25 protein-coding genes are annotated in these 22017 nt (G+C 62.1%); 16 read left to right on the plus strand and 9 right to left on the minus strand.

Annotated elements, in window-relative coordinates:
• Positions 1-20: 20 nt before the first annotated feature.
• Entirely contained in the window at positions 21-557 is a 537-nt protein-coding gene (gene infC / locus LJE98_RS04010) for a translation initiation factor IF-3 (RefSeq protein WP_229573910.1), read from the minus strand.
• Positions 558-738: 181 nt separating this feature from the next.
• Between infC and LJE98_RS04015 the strand changes: the two genes are divergently transcribed.
• Both LJE98_RS04015 and LJE98_RS04020 read left to right on the plus strand, forming a co-directional pair.
• Positions 739-1533 carry an alpha/beta hydrolase gene (locus tag LJE98_RS04015; RefSeq protein ID WP_229573548.1) on the plus strand — a complete coding sequence of 265 codons (795 nt, stop codon included), beginning with the start codon at positions 739-741 and terminating at the stop codon, positions 1531-1533.
• Between the two features lie 174 nt (positions 1534-1707).
• On the plus strand, positions 1708-2325 hold the full coding sequence (locus LJE98_RS04020; protein ID WP_229573549.1) for a transglutaminase-like cysteine peptidase: 618 nt from the start codon (positions 1708-1710) through the stop codon (positions 2323-2325).
• 24 nt (positions 2326-2349) lie between these two features.
• On the opposite strand, the gene LJE98_RS04025 is transcribed toward LJE98_RS04020, so the two are convergent.
• Positions 2350-3519 carry an MFS transporter gene (locus tag LJE98_RS04025; protein ID WP_229573550.1) on the minus strand — a complete coding sequence of 390 codons (1170 nt, stop codon included), beginning with the start codon at positions 3517-3519 and terminating at the stop codon, positions 2350-2352.
• A gap of 136 nt (positions 3520-3655) precedes the next feature.
• Between LJE98_RS04025 and LJE98_RS04030 the strand changes: the two genes are divergently transcribed.
• Both LJE98_RS04030 and LJE98_RS04035 read left to right on the plus strand, forming a co-directional pair.
• The gene (locus LJE98_RS04030) at positions 3656-4264 is read left to right on the plus strand and encodes an RNA polymerase sigma factor (RefSeq protein ID WP_229573551.1); all 609 of its coding nucleotides are present in this window, start codon (positions 3656-3658) and stop codon (positions 4262-4264) included.
• A 31-nt stretch (positions 4265-4295) separates the two neighbouring features.
• Positions 4296-4694, plus strand: coding sequence for a VOC family protein (locus LJE98_RS04035; protein ID WP_229573552.1), 399 nt, complete (start codon positions 4296-4298; stop codon positions 4692-4694).
• Positions 4695-4721: 27 nt separating this feature from the next.
• Here the strand turns inward: LJE98_RS04035 and mbfA are convergent, their stop codons facing one another.
• Positions 4722-5705, minus strand: a complete 984-nt coding sequence (mbfA, locus tag LJE98_RS04040) for an iron exporter MbfA (RefSeq protein WP_229573553.1) — start codon at positions 5703-5705, stop codon at positions 4722-4724.
• A 131-nt stretch (positions 5706-5836) separates the two neighbouring features.
• On the opposite strand from mbfA, the gene LJE98_RS04045 reads away from it, so the two are divergent.
• The 4 genes from LJE98_RS04045 (at position 5837) to LJE98_RS04060 (ending at position 9326) form a co-directional block, all read left to right on the plus strand.
• Positions 5837-6307, plus strand: coding sequence for a group III truncated hemoglobin (locus tag LJE98_RS04045; RefSeq protein ID WP_229573554.1), 471 nt, complete (start codon positions 5837-5839; stop codon positions 6305-6307).
• 157 nt (positions 6308-6464) lie between these two features.
• On the plus strand, positions 6465-7562 hold the full coding sequence (locus LJE98_RS04050) for a TRAP transporter substrate-binding protein (protein WP_229573555.1): 1098 nt from the start codon (positions 6465-6467) through the stop codon (positions 7560-7562).
• Positions 7563-7619: 57 nt separating this feature from the next.
• The gene (locus LJE98_RS04055) at positions 7620-8375 is read left to right on the plus strand and encodes a winged helix-turn-helix transcriptional regulator (RefSeq protein ID WP_229573556.1); all 756 of its coding nucleotides are present in this window, start codon (positions 7620-7622) and stop codon (positions 8373-8375) included.
• A 96-nt stretch (positions 8376-8471) separates the two neighbouring features.
• Positions 8472-9326, plus strand: coding sequence for a class I SAM-dependent methyltransferase (locus LJE98_RS04060; RefSeq protein WP_229573557.1), 855 nt, complete (start codon positions 8472-8474; stop codon positions 9324-9326).
• 59 nt (positions 9327-9385) lie between these two features.
• On the opposite strand, the gene LJE98_RS04065 is transcribed toward LJE98_RS04060, so the two are convergent.
• The 4 genes from LJE98_RS04065 to LJE98_RS04080 all read right to left on the minus strand — a co-directional run bounded on the left by LJE98_RS04065 (position 9386) and on the right by LJE98_RS04080 (position 12172).
• Positions 9386-10414 (minus strand): histone deacetylase family protein, encoded by a 1029-nt coding sequence (locus LJE98_RS04065; protein WP_229573558.1) that lies wholly within the window; start codon positions 10412-10414, stop codon positions 9386-9388.
• A gap of 138 nt (positions 10415-10552) precedes the next feature.
• Positions 10553-10876 carry a hypothetical protein gene (locus LJE98_RS04070; protein ID WP_229573559.1) on the minus strand — a complete coding sequence of 108 codons (324 nt, stop codon included), beginning with the start codon at positions 10874-10876 and terminating at the stop codon, positions 10553-10555.
• Positions 10877-11042: 166 nt separating this feature from the next.
• Positions 11043-11573 (minus strand): GNAT family N-acetyltransferase, encoded by a 531-nt coding sequence (locus tag LJE98_RS04075; RefSeq protein WP_229573560.1) that lies wholly within the window; start codon positions 11571-11573, stop codon positions 11043-11045.
• 26 nt (positions 11574-11599) lie between these two features.
• The gene (locus LJE98_RS04080; protein ID WP_229573561.1) at positions 11600-12172 is read right to left on the minus strand and encodes a helix-turn-helix domain-containing protein; all 573 of its coding nucleotides are present in this window, start codon (positions 12170-12172) and stop codon (positions 11600-11602) included.
• 121 nt (positions 12173-12293) lie between these two features.
• Between LJE98_RS04080 and LJE98_RS04085 the strand changes: the two genes are divergently transcribed.
• The 4 genes from LJE98_RS04085 to LJE98_RS04100 all read left to right on the plus strand — a co-directional run bounded on the left by LJE98_RS04085 (position 12294) and on the right by LJE98_RS04100 (position 15996).
• Complete coding sequence (locus tag LJE98_RS04085) at positions 12294-12860, plus strand: helix-turn-helix domain-containing protein (protein WP_229573562.1); 567 nt, start codon at positions 12294-12296, stop codon at positions 12858-12860.
• 81 nt (positions 12861-12941) lie between these two features.
• Positions 12942-14144 carry a glycine C-acetyltransferase gene (locus tag LJE98_RS04090; protein ID WP_229573563.1) on the plus strand — a complete coding sequence of 401 codons (1203 nt, stop codon included), beginning with the start codon at positions 12942-12944 and terminating at the stop codon, positions 14142-14144.
• Between the two features lie 2 nt (positions 14145-14146).
• The gene (gene tdh / locus LJE98_RS04095) at positions 14147-15172 is read left to right on the plus strand and encodes an L-threonine 3-dehydrogenase (RefSeq protein ID WP_229573564.1); all 1026 of its coding nucleotides are present in this window, start codon (positions 14147-14149) and stop codon (positions 15170-15172) included.
• A gap of 95 nt (positions 15173-15267) precedes the next feature.
• Positions 15268-15996 (plus strand): MOSC domain-containing protein, encoded by a 729-nt coding sequence (locus LJE98_RS04100; protein ID WP_229573565.1) that lies wholly within the window; start codon positions 15268-15270, stop codon positions 15994-15996.
• Here LJE98_RS04100 and LJE98_RS04105 read toward each other — a convergent pair.
• Entirely contained in the window at positions 15981-17672 is a 1692-nt protein-coding gene (locus LJE98_RS04105; protein WP_229573566.1) for an FAD/NAD(P)-binding protein, read from the minus strand. The two genes, LJE98_RS04100 and LJE98_RS04105, sit on opposite strands and share 16 nt — an antisense overlap.
• A 168-nt stretch (positions 17673-17840) precedes the next feature.
• On the opposite strand from LJE98_RS04105, the gene LJE98_RS04110 reads away from it, so the two are divergent.
• On the plus strand, positions 17841-18071 hold the full coding sequence (locus LJE98_RS04110; RefSeq protein ID WP_229573567.1) for a DUF2171 domain-containing protein: 231 nt from the start codon (positions 17841-17843) through the stop codon (positions 18069-18071).
• An 83-nt stretch (positions 18072-18154) separates the two neighbouring features.
• Here LJE98_RS04110 and LJE98_RS04115 read toward each other — a convergent pair whose 3' ends face one another.
• On the minus strand, positions 18155-18556 hold the full coding sequence (locus LJE98_RS04115; RefSeq protein ID WP_229573568.1) for a ketosteroid isomerase-related protein: 402 nt from the start codon (positions 18554-18556) through the stop codon (positions 18155-18157).
• 81 nt (positions 18557-18637) lie between these two features.
• Between LJE98_RS04115 and LJE98_RS04120 the strand changes: the two genes are divergently transcribed.
• From LJE98_RS04120 to lepA, 3 genes are all read left to right on the plus strand, one after another.
• Positions 18638-19231, plus strand: coding sequence for a GNAT family N-acetyltransferase (locus LJE98_RS04120; RefSeq protein WP_229573569.1), 594 nt, complete (start codon positions 18638-18640; stop codon positions 19229-19231).
• Positions 19228-20103 carry a carbon-nitrogen hydrolase family protein gene (locus LJE98_RS04125; RefSeq protein ID WP_229573570.1) on the plus strand — a complete coding sequence of 292 codons (876 nt, stop codon included), beginning with the start codon at positions 19228-19230 and terminating at the stop codon, positions 20101-20103. The genes LJE98_RS04120 and LJE98_RS04125 overlap by 4 nt, the downstream gene beginning before the upstream one ends.
• Before the next feature lie 74 nt (positions 20104-20177).
• The gene (lepA, locus tag LJE98_RS04130; RefSeq protein ID WP_229573571.1) at positions 20178-21998 is read left to right on the plus strand and encodes a translation elongation factor 4; all 1821 of its coding nucleotides are present in this window, start codon (positions 20178-20180) and stop codon (positions 21996-21998) included.
• Positions 21999-22017: the final 19 nt, after the last annotated feature.

Genomic DNA, 22017 nt, shown 5'->3' on the forward strand with positions numbered 1-22017 from the left:
AACGTCACGGTGACGACTGCTCACTTCGGAGCGAGCACCATCATCATCTGTCGGCCTTCGAGTTTCGGCTCAGCCTCAACCTTTGCGATGGTCAGCGTGTCTTCCTTGACCTGAAGCAGGAGCTTCATGCCGAGTTCCTGGTGGGCCATTTCGCGGCCACGGAACTTCAGGGTCACCTTGACCTTGTCGCCCTCTTCGAAGAAGCGGTTCATCGCCTTCATCTTCACCTCATAATCATGGGTGTCGATGTTCGGACGCATCTTGATTTCCTTGACCTCGACGATCTTCTGCTTACGACGCGCTTCGGCCGCCTTCTTCTGGTTGGCGAACTTCAGCTTGCCCAGATCGAGGATCTTGCAGACCGGCGGCTCGGCATTTGGCGAAATCTCGACCAGATCGAGCCCGGCCTCCTCCGCCATTCGCAGCGCCTCATCAGTCGAAATGATGCCAAGGTTCACGCCCTCGTCATTGATCAACTGGACTTTCGGAATGCGGATTTCACGGTTGGAGCGCGGCCCGTCTTTCACGGGGGCATCGGTCTTGAACGGTCTGCGAATGGTCGTATTCTCCTCAAACAATTACAGAATGTCGCAGCGTTAACCCGCGCGCATCCGCGTCAAATGGCTATGTGATATCTGCGACGGCAGTGTCAATAGCATGCTTCTGAAAGAAAATCACCTGTTGTCCGCGACTCTGCGAATGTGTTTTACCACCTTCGACAAAAGGAGAGCGGCTACCATGGGCACAACAGCGAATATCCTGCAGGAGAAGACGATCACTGTCGGAACCGGCGAGGCGGCACGCGACATCGCCGTCATCACACGCCTCGGCGTCGCCAAGGACAAGCCGGCGGTCATCTGGCTCGGCGGCTACCGATCCGACATGGCCGGCACCAAGGCGATCGAGATGGACGCGCTGGCTGCCGAACAGGGCCTCACCGCGATCCGCTTCGACTATTCGGGGCACGGCGTGTCCGGGGGCGATTTCCGGAAGGGCACCATTTCGCGCTGGACCGAGGAGGCGCTGGCGGTCATCGCAGACGCCGGCACATCCAGGGTCGTGCTCGTCGGCTCCTCCATGGGCGGCTGGATCGCACTTCGCGTCATCCAGGAAGCGAAGCGGCTCGGCCTGCCGGTCACGGTCGCTGGCCTGGTGCTCATCGCACCGGCGCCCGATTTCACGTCGGACCTGATCGAACCCAGCCTGACGGAGGCGGAGCGGCAGTCGCTCTCGGAGCGAGGCTACTTCGAGGAAGCGTCGGACTACAGCCCCGAACCCAACATCTTTACGCGTGATCTCATGGAAGACGGCGCGAAGAACCGCGTGCTCAAGGGCCTCATCGAGACCGGCTGCCCGGTGCATATCCTGCAGGGCATGAAGGATCCGGATGTGCCATATCAGCACGCCCTGAAACTCATGGAATTCATGCCGCTGGACGACGTCGTGCTGACGCTGGTTCGGGACGGAGACCACCGTCTCTCCCGCCCGGAAGACATTGCCCGGATGAAATCCGCAATCATCTCCATGATCTGAATAGCGTCGAAATACGATATCTCCCGCCGATCGGGAACATAACGTGTCTTTGAACGTTCGAACTGTCGCATTTTAACCATAGTGGATGAATTGCGCCGGTGGAGACCATCGGCGCCGTTGACTTACGTCGCCCTGCAATCTTAACCTTTTGTTAAGGATACAGGGGACGTGTTCATGACGAACGGCTCGCACGCCATCAAGGCGCTCATCATCGCAGTTGCGATTCTCGCACCTGCCCATGCGGGCTTTTCGGCACCGCAGTCGCTGCGATCGATGATCACCGGCAGCGTGACTTCCCAACCGATCGGCCACTACGAATTCTGCAAGGCCCTTCCGCAGGAATGCGCCGTTCGCAACCGTCCCTCGACCCCTCCCAAGGTGACCGATCACGGCTGGAGCCTGGTTCGCGACATCAATGCCAGTGTCAATCACGCCATCATCCCGATGACCGACGAGGAAATCTACGGGCGCGAAGAGGTCTGGGCTTATCCCGTCGATCTCGGCGACTGCGAAGACTTCGTGCTGCTCAAGCGCAAGAAGCTGATGGCAGCCGGGTTTTCGGCCGCAGATCTGCTGATCACCGTCGTCCGCAAGCCCGATGGCGAAGGCCATGCCGTCCTCACGGTCCGCACCCAGTCGGGTGACTTCGTGCTCGACAATCTCAACGACGACGTGAAGCTCTGGACCGAGACGCGCTACGCCTTCCTCAAGCGTCAGTCGAACACTGACAGCGGCCGCTGGGTGACCATCGAGAACGGCACGGCCGACGTGCTGGTCGGCGCATTGCAGTAATCGGGTCGGCAATCGGGGCCCTCTTCACCGTCGCGTCAGCGCGAGTGTCGCCAGGACCGCCAGACAGGCCATGCCAGCCAGTGCGCCAAGCGCTGCCGATGGCCCCACCGTTTCGTTCAGCCATATCACCGAGACCGGCGCGATTGCCGACGCGACGATGCGCGTCGATGCGAGCGTGCCCATGGTCCGGCCATATCCGGCCGCCCCGAAGTAATGCAGCGGCAGCACGCCCCGCACGATCGACGTCAGACCCTGGCCCGCACCGTAAAACACCGCGAAGGCAATGGCGAAAGCCGCGAAGGGCTGAATGAGCGCACCCGCCAGCACGAAGAGGCCGAGTGCCAAGGCAAGAGCCGCGATGATCGCCGTCATGGTAGGCGAGAAGAGGTTTCGCCTGGAATACTCGATCAGTCGCGCCGTTACCTGGCTCGGTCCGATGAGGCTGCCGGCAAGTGTCGCCAACGTGGTCGCATAACCGAGGTCGCGCATCAGGACGAGAAGCGTTGCGCCGACCGCTGATACAACGAAGCCGCCCGCCGCGAAGGCCGTCGCCATCAGCACCATCCGGCGTTTCCGCTCTCCGTCCGGGTTCACCTCTGCGCTCGGTTCCCCGAGGCGGGAGACCGGCTCTGCGGCGCCCCTCGCTCGCGGCAAGGCGCAATGGATCGGCAGTGCGATCAGGAGGTTCATGGCGGCGAGGACGAGATAGACATCGCGCCAGTCCATCCAGGTCAGCAGCCATTGCAGCAGCGGCCAGTAGACTGTCGAGGCAAAGCCCGCGATCAGGGTCACAAGGGTAATGTGGGCTCGGGCCTCCCGGCCATGGGTCTGGGCAAGGGCCGCGAACCCCGCATCATATTGCACGGCGAGTGCGATGAATTCTGCCACCAGGGTGATCACCGCAAACTGCCAGGCATTCTGCATCACCGCAAACAGGGCGAGCGCCACAGAGGCCGTGACCGAGCCGAGACAGAGAACCAGCCGTGCACCGAAGCGATCGACTAGGCGCCCGAGGATCGGCGCAGCGATCGCTCCCGCGAGCAGGCCGAAGGAAAAGACACCAAAGACGAAACTCTGGCCCCAGCCGAATTCGCGGGCGATTTCGGGAGCGAGTACGGAGAAGGAATAGTAGAGCGTACCGTAACCGATGGTCATGGTGACGCCCAGACCAATGGTCGCGGGAGAGGCTCTCATGGATGCGCAATAACGACGGATGATTGCAGACGTGTGACTGTCATCCTGGCGCAATCGTCCGAGATCGCCAATCCAAATGTCGCGCGCTTGTCGGCTTCAGCGCTATCTGCCACCATCCGGCCGAATGGGGGATCCGGTGCAGAGCGGACAGATCAGACAGCTTCTCAAGGAGGCGAGACGGCATACCCGACGCGTTGAAGAGGCAGAAGACCTGCTTCAGGACGCGCTCGTCGCAGCACTTTCTGCCGGTCGGGCGGATCTTTCACTGCCGGAAAACATGCGCTGGATCCGTGGCGTTCTGCGTCATCGCAGCGCGTTCCTGGCGCGGTCGGCCATGCGTCGGCGGCAGCGGGAAAGCGCCTTCATGTTCGAGCAGTCGGTTGCGAGCGATCCGACCCTGCCACAGGAGCTCACTCGTCATGCGCAGTTTCTGCCGCCTGCGCTTCGAACGACATTTCTGCTTGCCGTCAATGGCCAGACCCACGTCGAGATCCGGCATCTGCTCTCGGTGAACGAGGTTACGCTCCGGCAGCGCATCTGCGAGATCCGCAAGCGGCTGCGCGTCGCCGGGCTTTCGGGTTCAGCCTCCGAGCGCCTCTCCGGACAGCTGGCCTTCGGCTCGATCCGGCGGTCGCTGCGGCCGCTGGTGCTGCGGCCCGGCGCCCGGCTCGCAACCCATGATCCGGACGGTCATCTCATTTGTTTTGACCTCAATCTCACGAAGTTGCGGTCTGCGGCAACATGAGGGCGTTCGCGTTCCAACACTGGAGTTCTCCATGCTGAAAACCAAGAAGCTCAACAACATCTGCTATTTCGTCACCGACATCGAACGGACTGCCCGCTTTTATGGCGAGGCGCTCGGACTGCCCCTGCAGCGCATGCAAAACGAGCCGGGTGAACCCGACTGGCTGATCGCCTCGACGGCCAACGGTATCGACCTCCTGTTCTTCCAGGCCGAAAGCAAACCGGGCAACTCCCCGGTCATTGTCTTCGATCTCGAAGAAGGAGGCATCGACGACATAGTCGAAGGGCTTGCCGAACAGGGTGTCACAATCGTGACACCCGTCAGCCATTCGCCGGGCGGCTGGTCGGCGGAATTTGCCGACCCCGACGGGCATACGCTCTCGATGTATCAGACGGCGGAAATGCCTCGGCAGCTGAAGACCATGGCCTGAGACCGACCGCTCGTGGCAGTGCCCTCGTTATCCCTGCCCGATCAGAACGCCGGCGGCCAGCACCAGCGAGCCGCCGAGCACCACCTGCATGGCCGCGCGCCAGAAGGGCGTTTCCATGTAGCGGTTCTGGATGAAGGCGATCGCCCAGAGTTCGAAGAAGACGACGATGATCGCGGTGATCGTCGCGGTCCAGAAATGCGGGATGAGATAGGGCAGCGCATGGCCGAGACCGCCAAGCGCCGTCATGATCCCCGAGGCAAGGCCCCGCTTCAGCGGCGAGCCGCGACCGGAGAGCTTGCCGTCGTCATGGGCAGCTTCTGTAAAGCCCATGGAAATGCCGGCGCCGACGGAGGCCGAGAGACCGATCAGGAAGGTGGACCAGGTATCGCCGGTGGCGAAGGCCGCCGCGAAGATCGGCGCGAGTGTCGAGACTGAACCATCCATCAGGCCGGCAAGGCCCGGCTGGACATAGGTGAGGATGAACTGGCGCTTCTTCGTCTCGTCTTCCGTCTCGCGCACATCTTCCGGCAGATGCCGGTCGCCGAGCATGGTCGCGATCTCCTCATGGCCCTGTTCGGCCATGGCGAGATCGCCAAGAAGCTTGCGGATGCCGGCGTCGGAGGTGTGCTGGGCGGCCTCGTGATAAAAACGGTAGGCCCCCTCCTCCATTCGCATCGTTTCGTCACGGATCTGATCGAGCGTCTGGTTCTGGCGCAGCCAGTCGGGCTTACGGTCATAAAAGCCCTGCACGTGCTCGCGCCTGATCAAGGGAATGCGCTCGCCGAAACGATCGCGATGCATCTCGATCAGCATGTTGCGATGGGTGTGCTCGACCTCCGCCATGTCTTCGAAGACCTTGGCGGATTGCGGATACTGGGCGCGCAACTGATCGGCATAAGCGAGGTAGATCCGCGCATCATCCTCCTCTGAGGAAATGGCGAGTGCCAGGATTTCCTGTTCGGAAAGTTGATCGAAGGGCCGCTTGCCGCCCTTGAGGGAGAGACTGAACATGAGATTCAAACACCTGTTTTAGAATTGTTCTAAACTTAGGGCAGATTTCTGCTTGAATCAAGATGCCGGATGGACCATCTCCTTCGGCGAGCGCATCAACCTTGCGACAGTCACCGAGAACGAGAGACAGCATGACCACGGATCTCACGGGCCGTGCCGCCCATCGCGCCGAGATTACCGCCCGTGCCGAAGCGGACATGGCGGCCATGGGCGTGGATGCAGCCTTCATCGAGCGCCTGGTGGAGACCTTTTACGGCAACATCCGCCGCCATGCAGATCTCGGGCCGGTCTTCGAGGGTCGCCTTGCCGGGCGCTGGCCCGAACACATGGTGAAGATGAAGGCCTTCTGGAGCTCCGTCGCCTTCAAGACCGGCGCCTATGGCGGCAAGCCCGTCATGGCGCATCACGGGGTGGATGGCATAACCGAAGGGCTCTTCCTTCAGTGGCTGCAGCTCTTCTCCGACACGCTCACCCAGATCGACGCGTCCGCGCAAGCCCATGGCTGGTTCATGGCGAGTGCGGAGCGGATTGCCAAGAGCCTCGTCCTGTCTCTCTTCTACAATCCGGCACAGGACGATCCGCGCTTGCAGGGCGCAAGCTGACGGTTCCTTGCGTGGAACAATGATCCGACGAAACAAAGCGCAAATTTGGTCGGGTTGCCGGACAACTTAGTGAGCTTTTGCCCTTGCACTCCCTCGCCCGCGAGACTAGACCCGCCGCGGGAGCTGGAGGAGTGCATATCATCAGAGGCAAGAGATCATGAACCGCCGTCAATTTTTCAAACAGGCCGGTATTGCCGGCGTCGGAGCAGCCGCACTTGCAGCGCCCGCCATTGCGCAGGAAAACCCCAAGGTCACCTGGCGCCTCGCCTCGTCTTTCCCGAAAAGCCTCGACATCATCTTCGGGGCCGCGACCGATATTGCCGAAAGCGTCTCGAAGGCGACCGACGGCCAGTTCGAGATCCAGGTCTTCGCGGCCGGTGAAATCGTCCCGCCGCTGCAGGTGGCCGATGCCGTCACCGCCGACACCGTCGAAATGGGCCACACCTGCTGCTACTACTATATCGGCAAGGACCCGGCTTTTGCGCTCGGCACCGCCATTCCCTTCGGTCTCAACGCCCGCATGACCAATTCCTGGTTCACCGCCGGCGGCGGCAACGAGTTGCTCAACGAGTTCCTCGCCACCCACAAGCTCTATGCGCTTCCGGCCGGCAATACCGGCGCCCAGATGGGCGGCTGGTACCGCAAGGAAATCAAGACGATCGATGACCTCAAGGGTCTGAAGATGCGCATCGCCGGGCTCGCCGGCGAGATCATGGCCAAGGTCGGCGTCACCCCGCAGCAGATCGCCGGCTCTGACGTCTATCCGGCACTGGAAAAGGGCACGATCGACGCCACAGAATTCGTCGGTCCCTATGACGACCTGAAGCTCGGCTTCTACAAGGTCGCACCCTATTACTACTACCCGGCCTGGTGGGAAGGCGGCCCGACCGTGCACGCCTTCTTCAACCTCGACAAGTTCAACGGCCTGCCGGAAAACTACAAGCGCATCCTCACCGATGCCTGTGCGGCGGCCAATGCACACATGCTCGCCCGCTATGACGCCTCGAACGCAGCAGCCCTGCGCGAACTCGTCGCCGGCGGCGCCCAGCTGCGCGCCTTCTCTTCGGATATCCTCGACACCTGCCACAAAGCTGCCAAGGAGACCTATGCGGATCTCTCGGCCAAGAACGAGTGGTTCAAGAAGCTCTTCGACAGCCAGCAGGCGTTCAAGCAGGACGCCTATCTCTGGGCCCAGATCGCCGAATACAGCTTCGACACCTACCAGATGATCCAGCAGCGCCAGGGCACGCTCTGAGGCCTTCATCCAAACGTGATGCAACGAACGCCCCGCCCCCGGTCGGGGCGTTTTCGTTTGCTACACTATCTGTACTGGACGGCCATGGGCTGCGGGGCGCATGATGGCCGCCTGGAGGCCGGGATGGTGAGCGAGGGCTACAATCAGTTCTGCCCGGTGGCGAAGGCCTGCGAGGTGCTGGAGCCGCGCTGGACGCTGCTCCTCCTGTCCGAAATGTGGTCCGGCTCCACCCGCTTCAACGAGATCCGTCGCGGCGTGCCCGGCATGTCGCCGACCCTGATGTCGAAGCGGCTCAGAGAGATGGAGGACCGCGGCCTCGTCCTGCGCGCCCAGCATCCCACCTCGGGCGAGATCAATTATCGAACCACCGCAATCGCCGACGAGCTGGAGCCGATCGTCCGGGCGCTCGGCCAATGGGCGCACCGCAATATCGATGCGGATGTCACACTTGAGAAACTCGATGCGCGCCTCCTGATGTGGAACATGCGCCGGAAGATCAATCCCGCCTCTCTGCCGGCCTCGCGTCGCAGCGTCATCTGCTTCATCTACCCGGAACTGCCACGCGACGAGCAGAGCTACTGGCTCTTATGCAAGCCGGGCAAACCTGTAGACCTCTGCTCCACCGATCCCGGGCATGACGTCGATCTCTTCGTGACAGCCGATCTGAAGGCGCTCACGTCTGCCTGGATCGGGCTTTCCAGCCTTCGCGCCGAAATCGCCAGCAACAGGATTACCCTGGTCGGCGATCCCGCGATGGCCGCCACCATCGGCGCGTGGATGGTGCGCAGCTCCTTTGCCACGGCACCGCTCTGACGGTCCATTTTCTGTACCGGCCGCACTACAGTTCCTACACTGGCCCCGCACGGATCCTGCCGCGACACTTCTCACTCCACCAGAAGGAGAGAGACCATGAAAAATGCTGCAATGACCGCCGCCAGCCCCGCACCCGTCGCCTCGCTTCCCCTGCCCGATCTGGTCGCGCTGAAGGCCCGCCAGCAGGGTGCCTGGGCATCTGGTGACTACGCCGTTGTCGGCACGACCTTGCAGATCGTCGGCGAGACGCTATGCGAAGCACTCGACCTGCGGGCCGGCGAGCGCGTGCTCGACGTCGCCGCCGGCAACGGCAATGCCACGCTTGCCGCCGCCCGTCGCTGGGCGGTGGTCACCTCAACCGACTATGTTCCGGCACTTCTGGAGCGCGGCCGGGCGCGGGCAGAAGCGGACGGCCTGACGGTCGCTTTCCAGACGGCCGATGCCGAGGCCCTGCCGTTCGAGACCGACGCCTTCGACGTGGTCCTGTCCACCTTCGGCGTGATGTTCACGCCGAACCAGGATCAAGCCGCCGAGGAATTGCTCAGGGTCTGTCGTCCGGCTGGCCGCATCGGCATGGCCAACTGGACGCCGGACGGCTTCATTGGCCAGCTGTTCCGTACGATGGGTCAGCATCTGCCGCCACCGCCCGGCGTGCTTTCGCCGGCCTCGTGGGGGACAGAGGCCCGACTGAATGCGCTGTTCTCATCCGCCGGCACCGTCGCCACACAACGGAAGGTCTTCACCTTCCGCTATCGTTCGCCTGATCATTGGCTGGAGGTTTTCCGGACCTGGTACGGGCCGGTGCGCAAGGCGTTTACGGCGCTGCCAGACGAGGGCCAGGCGGCTCTCAGCCAGGATCTCCTGGAGCTGATCGGCCGCTTCAACCGGGCAACCGACGGCACAATGGTGGTGCCGAGCGACTATCTGGAAGTCATCGTCACCAGGCCCTGAAGCAGCTGGAGGCCCCTGCTGCATGGCGGGGCCTCCATGCGAACGACAAGGAGGAGCGTTCAGTCCTCCAGACCCATCAGCACATTGGCGACGTTGAGCCCGATTTCGGGCACGCCGTAGCCGCCTTCCATGACCGTCAGCACCGGCACGCCGCTTGCGGCAATCAACGCGCCCATGCGGATGTAATCGGGGCTCGTCAGCTTGAAGAAGCTGATCGGGTCCTTTTCGAATGTGTCGACGCCCAGCGAGAGGACGATTGCTTCCGCCCCATAGGCCTTGATCTTCTTCAGGCTGTCTTCGAGGGCTGCCGACCAGATCTCGAAGGGCGTGCCCGAGGGCATGGGATAGTTGGCGTTCAGGCCTTCGCCCTCGCCTTCACCGGTCTCGTCGGCGTAACCGAGGAAGAAGGGGAAGGCGTCTTCCGGCTCGCCATGCAGCGAGGCGAAGAAGATGTCGCCACGGCGATAGGTGATGTCCTGTGTGCCATTGCCATGGTGGAAATCGACGTCGAGGATCGCGACCTTTTTGGCGCCATGATCCAGAAGGCGCTGGGCGGCGACGGCGGCGTTGTTGATGAAGCAGTAGCCGCCGAAGAGGTCGATACCGGCATGGTGACCCGGCGGGCGGCACAGCGAGAAGGCGAAGCGGCTGCCCTCGTTCAGCCAGTCGGCGCCGGACAAGGCAACATCCATCGAGGCGATCGCTGCCTCATAGGTGCCCTTGGAAATCGAAGTTTCGGCCGAATTGGTGTAGTAGCCCACGGCGCCGTCGATGTTCTTCGGCACGCGGCCCGTCTGGCTGCGCCGGCAGGGGAAGGAGGTCGCGATTGCCTCGCCCTCGAAACCATGCGCCTGCCAGCGATCCCAGCAGGTGCGCAGAAATTCGAGATAGCCTGCATCGTGCAGCTTGAGCGCCGTTTCCAGCCCGTGCTCGGCCGGTGCGCGCACATCGGTGAAGCCCGCGTCCTTCACGCCCGCCAGCACCCATTCAGCGCGGAAGGGTCCCTCGAACGGCTTGACCAGCAAACCGCCATGCAGCTCGGTCTTGGCGTCGCGCAGCTTGTGCTTTTCGGAATAGAATACCCGCATGCCTATTGATTTCCCTCTGGTCGTTTTGAAGGAAAATCTGCCTTGTCGGAGCCTCGGCCACAAGTGCAAAGGGGGCAATTTTCCTGGTCATTCGACCAAAAAAATTGCCCCCGCCCCTCGGCCCCCGCCGAATTGATTCTACTCGGTCAGGTTGATCTGTTCCGTCTCGCCACTGCTGCAGGTGTAGCAGCAGTCTTCGCATGTCTCGGCATTTTCAGGCCCCACACCCCAATAGGTCTGCTTGTCGCCCGAGATCCAGGCGCCGTAGCAGATCGACTCGCCTTCTTCACAGGAAAGCGGGATCTGCTTGGTCTCGCCGTCATCCAGATAGTAAACCTGGTTGTCGCCCGGCCAGATGTGGTTCCGGTCCTGGCTGTAAAGCTCGAGCTCGACGGCATTCGGGTGGTCGTTGCGCATCACGAAGGTGACGTCGGCGGCAAGAGCCGGCGAGGCCACGGCCATCGCCAATCCCAGGGCGATCCATTTCAAACTGTTCGTTGCAACCATCTTGTTCCACGTTCCCCTGATTATCTGAATTCCGGCAGACGATAAGCAGAAGACCATGCCTATGGAAAGGGCTTGGCGCTGACGTTTTTTGGGTGAGTTTCAACACCTTGCGCTGCGCCCATCAGGAGAGGGCCTTCCAGAAAATCACCGTGTCGCAAAAGCGTCCGTCGGGGAAAAGCGCATAGTTCGGAATGATGCCGGAGCGCTGCCAGCCGAGTTTCTCGTAAAGTGTTTCGGCCAGTTCGCCCGCAGCCGTATCGAGGACCAGCAAGGACAGACCCGCCCGGGCCGCGCCGGCCTCCGCTGCGGCCATCAGCATCCTGGACAGACCGAGCCCGCGAGCATCACGATGCACAAGCAACTTCATCAGATCCGCGCGGTGGGGCTGGTTGGGTTTCGAGGCAAACCCGATCTGGACCGTGCCGACGAGGCGGTCCCCGATAAAGGCGCCATAGAGGAGCACCTCGCCGCGCCCGACGCGGTCTGCGACCCCTTCCCAGAAGGCTTTCCCATCCGTGGGCGTGAAGGGTGGCATGAAGCCAAGGGAAGCCCCGTCGTCCACACAGTCGGACAGGGCCTCGCAAAGGTCGTTCAGGACGGCGAGCGCGTCGGTTTCGGAGAGCAGGCGAATTTCGGGCTTGGCGGCAGACATGGTTCAAGTCCTGTGGTCGGGAGTGATCAGGGTCCGAGGGAAATGACGACGGCATAGCGGGCAGCACGGTCGGTCGGATTGCGGTAGCCGTGCACATCACCGACATTCATGAAGAGACAGTCTCCTGCCTCCAGCCGATGCACCAAGTCTCCGACAATGAGTTCGATCACGCCCTCGAAGACCCAGACATGTTGGGTCTGGCTGCGCCCGGTCGGGCGTCCCGGAAACCGAAGCTCGGCACCGGCCGGAAACTCGACCTCGACGATATCGGTCCCGCTGCCCGTGCCTTGCGGTGAGACGGCGCGGCGCAGATAGCCGCTTTCAGGATCGCGCCAGATCGGCTGTTCGACCCGGCGCGAGAGTGGCGAAGGCTCTGCTTCCGTGCTGGCGAAGAAGACCGAGAGGGACACACCGAGCGCCGAGCAGAGCCGCGCCAGCAGCGCGGCCGTCGGACTTGCCTCCGTGCGTTCGATGCGCGAAATCATCGCCCGGCTGACGCCGGACGCTTCGGCCAGCTGGTCGAGGGTCAAGCCGCGCCCGACCCGCAGACGCTTCAGCCGCTCGGCGACATGTGTCTCGAAGCAATCTTCAGATTCCATTATCCGAGAATTTCATGGGCGCATAATGGAGTCAAGCTTTCGTATGCCCCCTCTTTCTTCATGCCTCACCCTCGGCGTAAAAGAAACGACCGCCCCGCCGTCAAGACCGCAGGACAATCCGATGCAGCAGCACACTCCCGAGATCGGCCCGGCCATCAAACGCGAGCGCAAGGCACGCAAGCTGACGCTCGAACAGCTCGGCACGCTGTCGGGCGTTTCCAAGTCGATGCTCAGCCAGATCGAGCGGGGCGAGGCCAATCCGACTTTCGCCGTGCTCTGGAGCCTTACCCAGGCGATGGAAGTCGAACTGTCCGATCTCATCGGCAACGGCACGTCGGTCGCCGGGCGCGAAGAGATCGAGGTGACCTCGATCATGCACACGCCAGTGATCCGCAGCGCTGACGGGTCCTGCCGGCTGAAGATCCTGAGCTCGCCCCGGCTCGCCGGCCAGACGGAATGGTACGAGCTCGAAATGGATCCCGGCGGCGCGCTGATCAGCCAGCCACATTCGATCGGCGCCTTCGAGCATTTCACCGCCTTCACCGATGGTTTCGAGATTTCGAGCGGCGGCAGCAAGACCGTCATCCGGGCCGGCGAGACCGCCCGTTACCGCGCCGATGTTCCGCATGCGATCCACAATGTCGGAACGGATATCGGCAAAGGCCTGCTGGTCGTGCTACACAGGTAGACGAAAAGGCAATTCCAAAATATCGATTGCCGGAGGGCAAAATTCCGATATGCTGGAATTATCAGCATTGAGGGATTTCCCATGCAGACCGGCTTTCTCGACCATATTACCGAAACCCTTAAGAGCATTGAAGCCGACGGGCTTCTGAAGCGCGAACGCGAGATCGTCAGTCCGCAATCGGGCCGCATACAGGTGCGTGATGCCAAGGGCACGCGCGAGATGATCAATCTCTGCGCCAACAATTATCTCGGCCTCGCCAATCATCCCGATATCGAACAGGCCGCCAAGGCTGCGATCGACAGCCATGGCTTCGGCATGGCCTCGGTCCGCTTCATCTGCGGCGCACAGGACATTCACCGCGCGCTCGAACAGGCGATTGCGCGCTATCTCGACAAGGACGATGCGATCCTGTTTGCCGCCTGTTTCGATGCCAATGGCGGGATCTTCGAAACGCTGCTGGGCCCGGAAGACGCCATCATTTCCGACAGCCTGAACCATGCCTCGATCATCGACGGCGTGCGCCTCTCCAAGGCTAAGCGCTACCGCTATGCCAATTCGGATATGGACGGGCTGGAAGACGAGCTGAAGAAGGCAATCGCCGACGGTACGCGCTTCCGTCTGATCGTCACCGACGGCGTTTTCTCGATGGACGGCTATGTCGCAAAGCTGCCGGAGATCTGTGCGCTCGCCGAAAAATACGGCGCCATGGTGATGATCGACGAATGCCATGCCACCGGCCATCTCGGGACCAAGGGCAAGGGCACGCCGACGCTGACGGGTGTCGGCACGCGTGTCGACATCATCACCGGCACCTTCGGCAAGACGCTTGGTGGAGCCATGGGCGGCTTCATCGCCGGCCCGAAAGCCGCCATCGACCTGCTGCGCCAGCGCGCGCGGCCCTATCTCTTCTCCAACAGCCTTGCACCCGCTGTCGCTGCCGGCTCACTGAAGGCGATCGAGATCGCCGAAAGCGCCGACGAACTGCGCACAAAGCTCACCGGCCATACCAGGCGCTTCCGCCAGGGCCTCACCGAGGCTGGCTTTGAGCTTTTACCCGGCGAGACACCGATCATCCCCGTGATGACCCATGACGCGGTGCTTGCCCAAAAGCTTGCCGCCGAACTCGATGCGCGCGGCGTCTATGTCGCCGGCTTCTTCTTTCCCGTCGTGCCCAAGGGGCAGGCCCGCATCCGTACCCAGATGTCGGCAGCGCTTTCCGAGGCCGATATCGATACCGCCATCGCCGCATTCATCGATGCAGGCAAGACCATCGGGATGATCTGATCATGAAGGCGCTTTCCAAGCAGAAATCCGAAGTCGGCATCTGGATGATCGACGCAGCCGTTCCCGAAATTGGGCCTGACGACGTGCTGGTCAAAATCAACAAGACCGGCATCTGCGGCACGGACGTGCACATCTACAAATGGGACGAGTGGGCGCAAAAGACCATCCCCGTGCCGATGATAACAGGCCATGAATATGCCGGCGAGATCGTCGCCGTCGGCGCCAATGTCCGCAATCTTAGCGTCGGCCAGCGGGTCTCGGGCGAAGGTCATCTCGTCGGCATGAACAGCCGCGCCTCACGCGCCGGCAAGTATCATCTCGATCCGGAAACGAAGGGCATCGGCGTCAACGTACAGGGCACGTTTGCCGAATTTGCCAGGATCCCCGCCTTCAACATCATCCCGCTGCCCGACACGATCGACGACGAGATCGGCGCGATCCTCGATCCGCTCGGCAATGCCGTGCATACGGCGCTCGCCTTCGACCTCGTCGGCGAGGACGTCATCATCACCGGCGCCGGTCCGATCGGCATCATGGGGGCGGCCATCGCCCGTCATGTCGGCGCCCGCCACGTTGTCATCACCGACGTCAATCCGGAGCGCCTGGCGCTCGCGGCAGAGGTCGCCGACGTGCATCCGGTCAATGTCGCCAAGGAAGACCTGCGCGACGTGATGACGAAGCTGAAGATGAAGGAAGGCTTCGATGTCGGGCTCGAAATGAGCGGCTCGCCGGCCGCCCTCGACCCGATGATCGACCATCTCGTCATGGGCGGGCGCATCGCGCTTCTCGGCGTTCCCGCGCGACCTTTCCATTTCGATCTCTCCAAGGTCGTCTTCCGCATGGTAACGCTCAAGGGCATCTATGGCCGCGAGATGTTCGACACCTGGCACAAGATGCTCGCCATGCTCGAAAGCGGCCTCGACATCCGCAAGGTCATTACCCACCGGATGAAGGTGGACGACTATGCCGAAGCCTTCGAACTCGCGAGCGCTGGCAAGGCGAGCAAGATCGTGCTTGACTGGACCTGAGGACGAGCACGCAGGCAAAGGTGCTGCCACGCAGAATTCCGGGAACATAATGCGACTATCCCGCGTATGGTGATCGTTTGAAACGGGGAACCATCATGCAAAGAATCGGTCGAGTGCGGGAAGTCTGGCGCTATCCGGTGAGTTCGGTTGGCGGCGAATCGCTTGCCTCGATCACGGTTTCCCCCGAGGGGATCGCAGGTGACCGGCAATTCGCCCTGTTCGACCCGGCAACGGGTCTAGCCGCAGCCCCCGAACGGGAGACCCGCTGGCGTCCCGCACTCTTCGTCACCGCCTCGCAAGCGCCAACCGGACTGCCGGTGATGCACTTCGCCGACGGGGCGGAGCATGCACTTGATGACGACGCACTGGCGGATCGACTGGCAGAGCATTTCGGCTTCCCGGTTGCGGTCGGGCTCCTTGGCGCGGGTGACTACCGCTTTCCCGTTGTCTCCAACCGATATCAGCCGGCGCCCCTTCACCTCGTGACATCGGCATCCCTTCAGGCGCTTGCCGGAAGCGCAAGCCTCCCGCCGCTCGATGCAAGGCGCTTTCGCCCCTCCGTGCTGATCGAAACCGACGACGGGGATGGTTTCCTCGAAAACGACTGGGTGGGTCATGTCGTCAGGATCGGCGACACGGACATCCGCGTCACGGAGGCCTCGCGTCGCTGTGGGATGACGCTTGTCGCGCAGCCCGGCATGGCGGAAGAGCCGGATGTGCTGCGCGGCATCATGCGCCACAACAAGCGCAATCTCGGCGTCTATGCAGCGCCGGCCGAGGCCGTGACCATCCGCGTCGATGATGCCGTTTACGCCGAGATCTGAAATAGCGGCGTGTCGACCTCAAAAATGTCCTTGAGGATTGCATCGCCAACTGTCTCGCCGATGTCCCGGGCACTGGTGATGCCCTGAACGAAGGGCTCCTTGTGCAGCAGGAAGGCTATCGCCGCGCAATAAAGCCGGCCCTGCGACATCAGGCCGAGACGCGGGCGATAGCATTCGTCCACGTCGATGCCGCCTGTCCGAACCATATCGGGATCCCGGTCAAGGGACATGATTGTCTCGACCCTGGGTGTCGCGGCTTCGCGCACGCCACCCTGGGCGACGAGGGTCGGAAAGGGGAGATCCGTGGCCGACAGGGTATCCTGGCCGGTCGCATCAATGAAGGCGCCGAAGCGATGCACCGTGCCTGACACCTCGACTTCCGCGCCTCGCTCCAGACCGTCCTCGGCCGTGCGGATCCGGTAGTCCTCGCCGAGCCGCAGGATGGAAAGCTTGCCCGCGCGCGACAGCGCAAGCAGCCTGCGGATCGACATCAGCGGCACCGTTGCATAGTCGTCGATGAAAATACCCTTGAAGTGTCGGTGGAAACGCTTGAGGTCGTTCTCGTCCAGATGCGGAATCACACGGGCGACGATCTCGTGGGTGATCAGGATCGCATAGCGCCACGGCACCGTGTAGCGCTTCACCCTGTTGTCCTCGGCCTCGGCCAGGTTCTTCGCTGCCCAGACGAAAGGATCGCTCTCGGTCCGGTCGGCATAATAGGCCGCAGCAAAACTCTCCACCGTCAACTGCGACAAACCGATCCTGGCGGCGTAGTCGGGATCGCGCGCGACGATCTCGCGGCGGAAGAGATCGAAGACATCATCGAGCAGATCGTGCCGACCCGTCGCGATCAGGGCGTCGATTGCCTCTTCGGTGCAGACCTCGGGCTCCATATAGGGCAGAGGACAATAAAAATCGGCCTCCGGCAGGATGCCCTTGCGCGACATCAGCGTCGCCCGGAAGTCCTGCGTGCCTTCGGCGGGCTGGTATTGCAGGTCGCCCGCCGCATCAGCGTAGAACATGCCATGCGCGGTTGCGACCGTCATCAGAGCGTCGATGCCGCTCAGCGACGTGCCGAGAATGCCGACCGCCTCGTTACGGATGGACTGGAGCACCGTCGCTGGCCAGGGCGAGACGAAGTAGCCGGGACGGATTTCCGTGCTTTCGGGCCAGTTGTGACCGGTCGCCATGACAACGTGATCGAAACTCGCGTCGTCTTCTCCGTCCGGATGGGAAACCCGCAACCGGATCGCATCCGCCTGGATCTCGATGTCGGCCACCTTGTGACGGGCCAGCACGGTGATCTCGTGACCGCGTTCGGCGGCCAGCGTCAGCATGCGCTCGAACTGCGCCTGCATGTAATCGCCCAGCACCAGGCGCGGATAGAATTCCCGCTCGTCGATCGCCTCGCGGCGGATGCCATGGCGGACCAGGCTTTCATCATCCTGCCGCCGCAGCCACTCGGCCAGCGTTTCTGTAAAGGCGGGAAGTTCGATGCTCGGAATATTGGAGAGCATGGCCGGATCATTCATATCGGGATGGTATGGCGTGCCCTTGCCGGGTTCACCCTCCGCCTCGTAGAGGGTGATCGACAGGGGAGCTGTCGCCTCGATCAGTCGCTTGAAGGTGTAGAGGCCGGTTGGACCCGTGCCGATGATCGCAATTCTCGGAAGCATGAATGTCTCGCTGTCGCGCAAGGGATCTCGCGTGGGGGGGTCCCTGACAATGCGCATAGGCGGCGGATGTTCCGCTGATCTTCCACCTGAGACCGGAAGTCCCGACCGGAACAAATCCCCCCGGTCGCGACTTTCTCAGGCATCGAAACATCCAAAGGAGGATATCAGATGATTTCTGCAGATCAGATCCGCGAACACATGGAAGTTCTGGCCCAGGACGGCGCCCATGTCGGCACTGTCGACCATATGGATGGCGCAAGCCGCATCAAGCTGACCAAGAATGATTCGGCTGACGGTCAGCACCACTACATTCCCCTCGACTGGGTCGATCATGTCGATCAGCACGTGCATCTGGCCAAGAACGCCGACGACGTGAAGCGCGACTGGTCGGTCAACTGATCGATACGCCTTGGCATGATGCCGGCGAAAGAAAAGAGCCGTCCCACGAAACGGGACGGCTCTTTTTCCATATCTGAATGTCTTCAGCCGCCGACCTGGGCGATCCAGTCGGGCAGGCTGTAATAGTTGGAGATACGGGCAACCTTGCCGTCACGGATTTCGAAGAAGGCGCCGGCAGGCAGGCGGTAGGTCTGTCCATTGGCTTCCGGCAGGCCCTCGTCCGTGGCGAGATAGGTGCCGTTGACGATGAATTCGGCAGCACCCCGCGTGCCGTCCTCGTTCACCATGACCACCATGTCGGTCAGCTCTTCCTTGTAGCATCGGTTCATGTGGTCCATGAACTTCGCAAAGGCTTCCTTGCCCGTCTGGCGGGCACCCTGGTTGACGTCGTGGGCCACGTCATCGGTCAGGAGCGCGAGGAATCGGTCCATGTCGCCGGCATTGAAGGCATCGTAATAGGCACGGATGGTGGCGGCGGCGGTCATCGATCACTCCTCGTCGTGGAACTGCTTTCTCAGGTCGTCACAGACGGGTATAACCACTCCGCAACGGACTGAAAACACTCTATGACGCTTACGATCCAATCCTTTTCCGGCAGCGACGCGACACCCTTCTTCGGCGACCTCGCGCGGCTCAGATCCACCGTCTTTCGCGACTTTCCCTATCTGTACGAGGGAAATCCGGATTACGAGCAGACCTATCTGTCGACCTATGCGAGGTCTGAAGGCTCCGTCTTCGTGCTGGCCATCGATGGCGACCAGGTGGTCGGGGTGGCGACGGGCACGCCGATGGCAGGCGAGACCGAAGAGGTTCAACGCCCTTTCCTTGCGGCAGGCTTCGATCCCGAACACTTCTTCTATTTCGGCGAAAGCGTGCTTCTGCCCCAATATCGCGGCCGCGGCATCGGCGTGAAGTTCTTCGAGGGCCGCGAGGCGCAGGCGAAGAAGCTCGGCCTGCGCTACGCCACCTTCTGCGCCGTCGAGCGCCCTGCCGAGCACCCGCGCCGGCCGGCGGACTATCAGCCGCTCGATGCCTTCTGGGGCAAGCGCGGCTACACCCATCATCCCGAGCTTCGCACCACCTTCACCTGGCGCGACCTCGATGAAACCCATGAAAGTCCGAAGCCGCTTTCCTTCTGGATCCGGGATCTCAGCGCATGACAGTCCTTACCCTTGCCGCCTGTCAGTACAAGATCGAGCTCATCGAAAGCTGGGAAGATTACGTCCTCCATCTGACGCAACTGGTGCATCAGGCCGTTGAGCGTGGCGCGAAACTCGTGCTCCTGCCGGAATATGCCGGACTGGTGCTCGCCGGCCAGCTCGACGCCGCCACACGGTCTGACCTGCACGGCTCTATTGCCGGCATCCAGCCCACGATCCCGGCCTGGGTCGAACTTTGCGAGGAGCTCGCCCGCACCCATTCGATCGTCTTCCAGCCCGGCTCGGCACCCGTGCTCGACCCCGATGGTCAATACCGCAACCGCGCCTTCCTCTTCGGACCCGATGGCCTTGTCGGTCATCAGGACAAGATCATCATGACCCGCTTCGAGCGCGAGCAATGGGGGATCGCTGCCGGACGCGATGGCCTCACCGCCCTCGACACGCCGCTCGGCAAACTCGGCATCCTCATCTGCTACGACAACGAATTCCCGATGCTCGCCCACACACTCGCGGAACAGGGCGTCGATCTGATCCTTGCCCCATCCTGCACCGACACGCTGGCCGGTGCTTACCGCGTGCGCATCGGCGCCCAGGCGCGGGCGCTCGAAAACCAGATCGCCATTCTTTCCTCCCCCACGGCCGGCACCGCGCCCTGGTCACCCGCACTCGACGAAAATCGTGGCCGTGCCGCCCTTTACGTGCCCTCCGACTACGGCATGCCGCCCAATGGCATCTATGCCGAAAGCGAGAGCGACGAGGTCGAGGAGAGCCACTGGCTGATCACGCAAATCGATCTCGACGCCGTCCGCCGCCTCAGAACCGATGGCCAGGTCGCCACCCGCCGCGACTGGCCGGAACAATTCTGCGTCTAAAAGCCAAGCTTTCCAGCCTATCGCGTCAATTTCCCGCTAGGCGTTGACCAAGCTCGCTGCTATATGCGCGAGCCATGAGCACCGATCGCACCCCTCTCGACCATATCCGCAACTTCTCCATCGTCGCCCATATCGACCATGGCAAATCGACGCTGGCCGACCGCCTGATCCAGTCGACCGGCGGCCTCGCCGATCGCGAGATGTCGGAACAGGTCCTCGACAACATGGAGATCGAGAAGGAACGCGGCATCACCATCAAGGCCCAGACGGTGCGTCTGCACTACAAGGCCAATAATGGCGAAACCTATGTGCTGAACCTGATCGACACGCCCGGACACGTCGACTTCGCCTATGAAGTCTCGCGCTCGCTGTCTGCCTGCGAAGGCTCGCTGCTCGTGGTTGACGCCTCCCAGGGCGTCGAAGCCCAGACACTTGCCAATGTCTATCAGGCGATCGACAACAATCACGAACTGGTGACGGTCCTCAACAAGGTCGACCTTCCGGCCGCCGAACCCGAGCGGATCAAGGAACAGATCGAGGAAGTCATCGGCATCGATGCGTCGGAAGCCGTGCTGATTTCGGCGAAGACCGGTCTCGGCATTCCCGACGTGCTCGAAGCCATCGTCCACAAGCTGCCGGCGCCGAAGAGCGAGGGTGGCGAAAAGGCCCCCTTGAAGGCGCTCCTGGTCGACAGCTGGTACGACACCTATCTCGGCGTCATGGTTCTGGTGCGCGTGCTCGACGGCGTGCTGACCAAGGGCCAGGTGATCCGGATGATGGGCACGGATGCCAAATACAATGTCGAGCGCGTCGGCGTGCTCACCCCGAAAATGGTTGCGGTGGATTCACTCGGCCCGGGCGAAATCGGCTTCTTCACCGGTTCGATCAAGGAAGTGGCCGACACCCGCGTCGGCGACACCATCACCGAGGACAAGCGCCCGACCGCCAACATGCTGCCAGGCTTCAAGCCGGCCCAGCCGGTGGTGTTCTGCGGCCTGTTCCCGGTCGACGCCGCCGACTTCGAAGACCTGCGCGCCGCCATGGGCAAGCTTCGCCTCAACGACGCCTCCTTCTCGTTTGAAATGGAATCGTCCGCCGCGCTCGGCTTCGGCTTCCGCTGCGGCTTCCTCGGCCTGCTTCACCTCGAAATCATCCAGGAGCGCCTCGAGCGCGAATTCGATCTCGACCTGATCGCGACCGCACCGTCCGTTGTCTACAAGCTGTTCATGACCGACGGCACAGAGCGCGAGCTGCACAACCCGGCCGACATGCCCGACGTCGTGCGGATCAACGAGATCCACGAACCGTGGATCAAGGCGACGATCTTGACGCCGGACGATTATCTCGGCGGCATCCTCAAACTCTGCCAGGACCGTCGCGGCATCCAGACCGAACTCACCTATGTCGGCAAGCGCGCCATGCTGACCTATCAGCTGCCGCTCAACGAAGTGGTCTTCGATTTCTACGACCGGCTGAAGTCGATCTCCAAGGGTTATGCCTCCTTCGACTATCATCTCGACGCCTATCGCGAGGGCAACCTCGTCAAGATGTCGATCATGGTCAATGGCGAGCCGGTCGATGCGCTCTCCATGCTGGTCCACCGGACGGCGGCGGAAAAGCGCGGCCGCGACATGTGCGAGAAGCTGAAGGACCTTATCCCGCGCCACATGTTCAAGATCCCGATCCAGGCCGCCATCGGCGGCAACGTGATCGCCCGTGAAACGATCTCGGCGATGCGCAAGGATGTCACCGCCAAGTGCTACGGCGGCGACGCATCCCGCAAGCGCAAGCTCTTGGACAAGCAGAAGGCCGGCAAGAAGCGCATGCGCCAGTTCGGCAAGGTCGAGATCCCGCAGGAAGCGTTTATCGCGGCGCTGAAGATGAGCGACGAGTGAGGGCTGGGGCCTTGCTTAA

It is taken from the genome of Rhizobium sp. 'Codium 1', assembly GCF_020889605.1.
Classification (GTDB): domain Bacteria; phylum Pseudomonadota; class Alphaproteobacteria; order Rhizobiales; family Rhizobiaceae; genus Allorhizobium; species Allorhizobium algae.

Coding starts and splice junctions, on each gene's coding strand:
- LJE98_RS04110 (WP_229573567.1), top strand. CDS start 17,841: ATGATTTCTGCAGATCAGATCCGCGAACACATGGAAGTTCTGGCCCAG.
- LJE98_RS04050 (WP_229573555.1), top strand. CDS start 6,465: ATGAACCGCCGTCAATTTTTCAAACAGGCCGGTATTGCCGGCGTCGGA.
- LJE98_RS04085 (WP_229573562.1), top strand. CDS start 12,294: ATGCAGCAGCACACTCCCGAGATCGGCCCGGCCATCAAACGCGAGCGC.
- mbfA (WP_229573553.1), bottom strand. CDS start 5,705: ATGTTCAGTCTCTCCCTCAAGGGCGGCAAGCGGCCCTTCGATCAACTT.
- LJE98_RS04100 (WP_229573565.1), top strand. CDS start 15,268: ATGCAAAGAATCGGTCGAGTGCGGGAAGTCTGGCGCTATCCGGTGAGT.
- LJE98_RS04065 (WP_229573558.1), bottom strand. CDS start 10,414: ATGCGGGTATTCTATTCCGAAAAGCACAAGCTGCGCGACGCCAAGACC.
- LJE98_RS04080 (WP_229573561.1), bottom strand. CDS start 12,172: ATGGAATCTGAAGATTGCTTCGAGACACATGTCGCCGAGCGGCTGAAG.
- LJE98_RS04115 (WP_229573568.1), bottom strand. CDS start 18,556: ATGACCGCCGCCGCCACCATCCGTGCCTATTACGATGCCTTCAATGCC.
- lepA (WP_229573571.1), top strand. CDS start 20,178: ATGAGCACCGATCGCACCCCTCTCGACCATATCCGCAACTTCTCCATC.
- tdh (WP_229573564.1), top strand. CDS start 14,147: ATGAAGGCGCTTTCCAAGCAGAAATCCGAAGTCGGCATCTGGATGATC.
- LJE98_RS04105 (WP_229573566.1), bottom strand. CDS start 17,672: ATGCTTCCGAGAATTGCGATCATCGGCACGGGTCCAACCGGCCTCTAC.
- LJE98_RS04125 (WP_229573570.1), top strand. CDS start 19,228: ATGACAGTCCTTACCCTTGCCGCCTGTCAGTACAAGATCGAGCTCATC.
- LJE98_RS04020 (WP_229573549.1), top strand. CDS start 1,708: ATGACGAACGGCTCGCACGCCATCAAGGCGCTCATCATCGCAGTTGCG.
- LJE98_RS04070 (WP_229573559.1), bottom strand. CDS start 10,876: ATGGCCGTGGCCTCGCCGGCTCTTGCCGCCGACGTCACCTTCGTGATG.
- LJE98_RS04075 (WP_229573560.1), bottom strand. CDS start 11,573: ATGTCTGCCGCCAAGCCCGAAATTCGCCTGCTCTCCGAAACCGACGCG.
- LJE98_RS04060 (WP_229573557.1), top strand. CDS start 8,472: ATGAAAAATGCTGCAATGACCGCCGCCAGCCCCGCACCCGTCGCCTCG.
- LJE98_RS04090 (WP_229573563.1), top strand. CDS start 12,942: ATGCAGACCGGCTTTCTCGACCATATTACCGAAACCCTTAAGAGCATT.
- LJE98_RS04025 (WP_229573550.1), bottom strand. CDS start 3,519: ATGAGAGCCTCTCCCGCGACCATTGGTCTGGGCGTCACCATGACCATC.
- LJE98_RS04045 (WP_229573554.1), top strand. CDS start 5,837: ATGACCACGGATCTCACGGGCCGTGCCGCCCATCGCGCCGAGATTACC.
- LJE98_RS04015 (WP_229573548.1), top strand. CDS start 739: ATGGGCACAACAGCGAATATCCTGCAGGAGAAGACGATCACTGTCGGA.
- LJE98_RS04035 (WP_229573552.1), top strand. CDS start 4,296: ATGCTGAAAACCAAGAAGCTCAACAACATCTGCTATTTCGTCACCGAC.
- LJE98_RS04120 (WP_229573569.1), top strand. CDS start 18,638: ATGACGCTTACGATCCAATCCTTTTCCGGCAGCGACGCGACACCCTTC.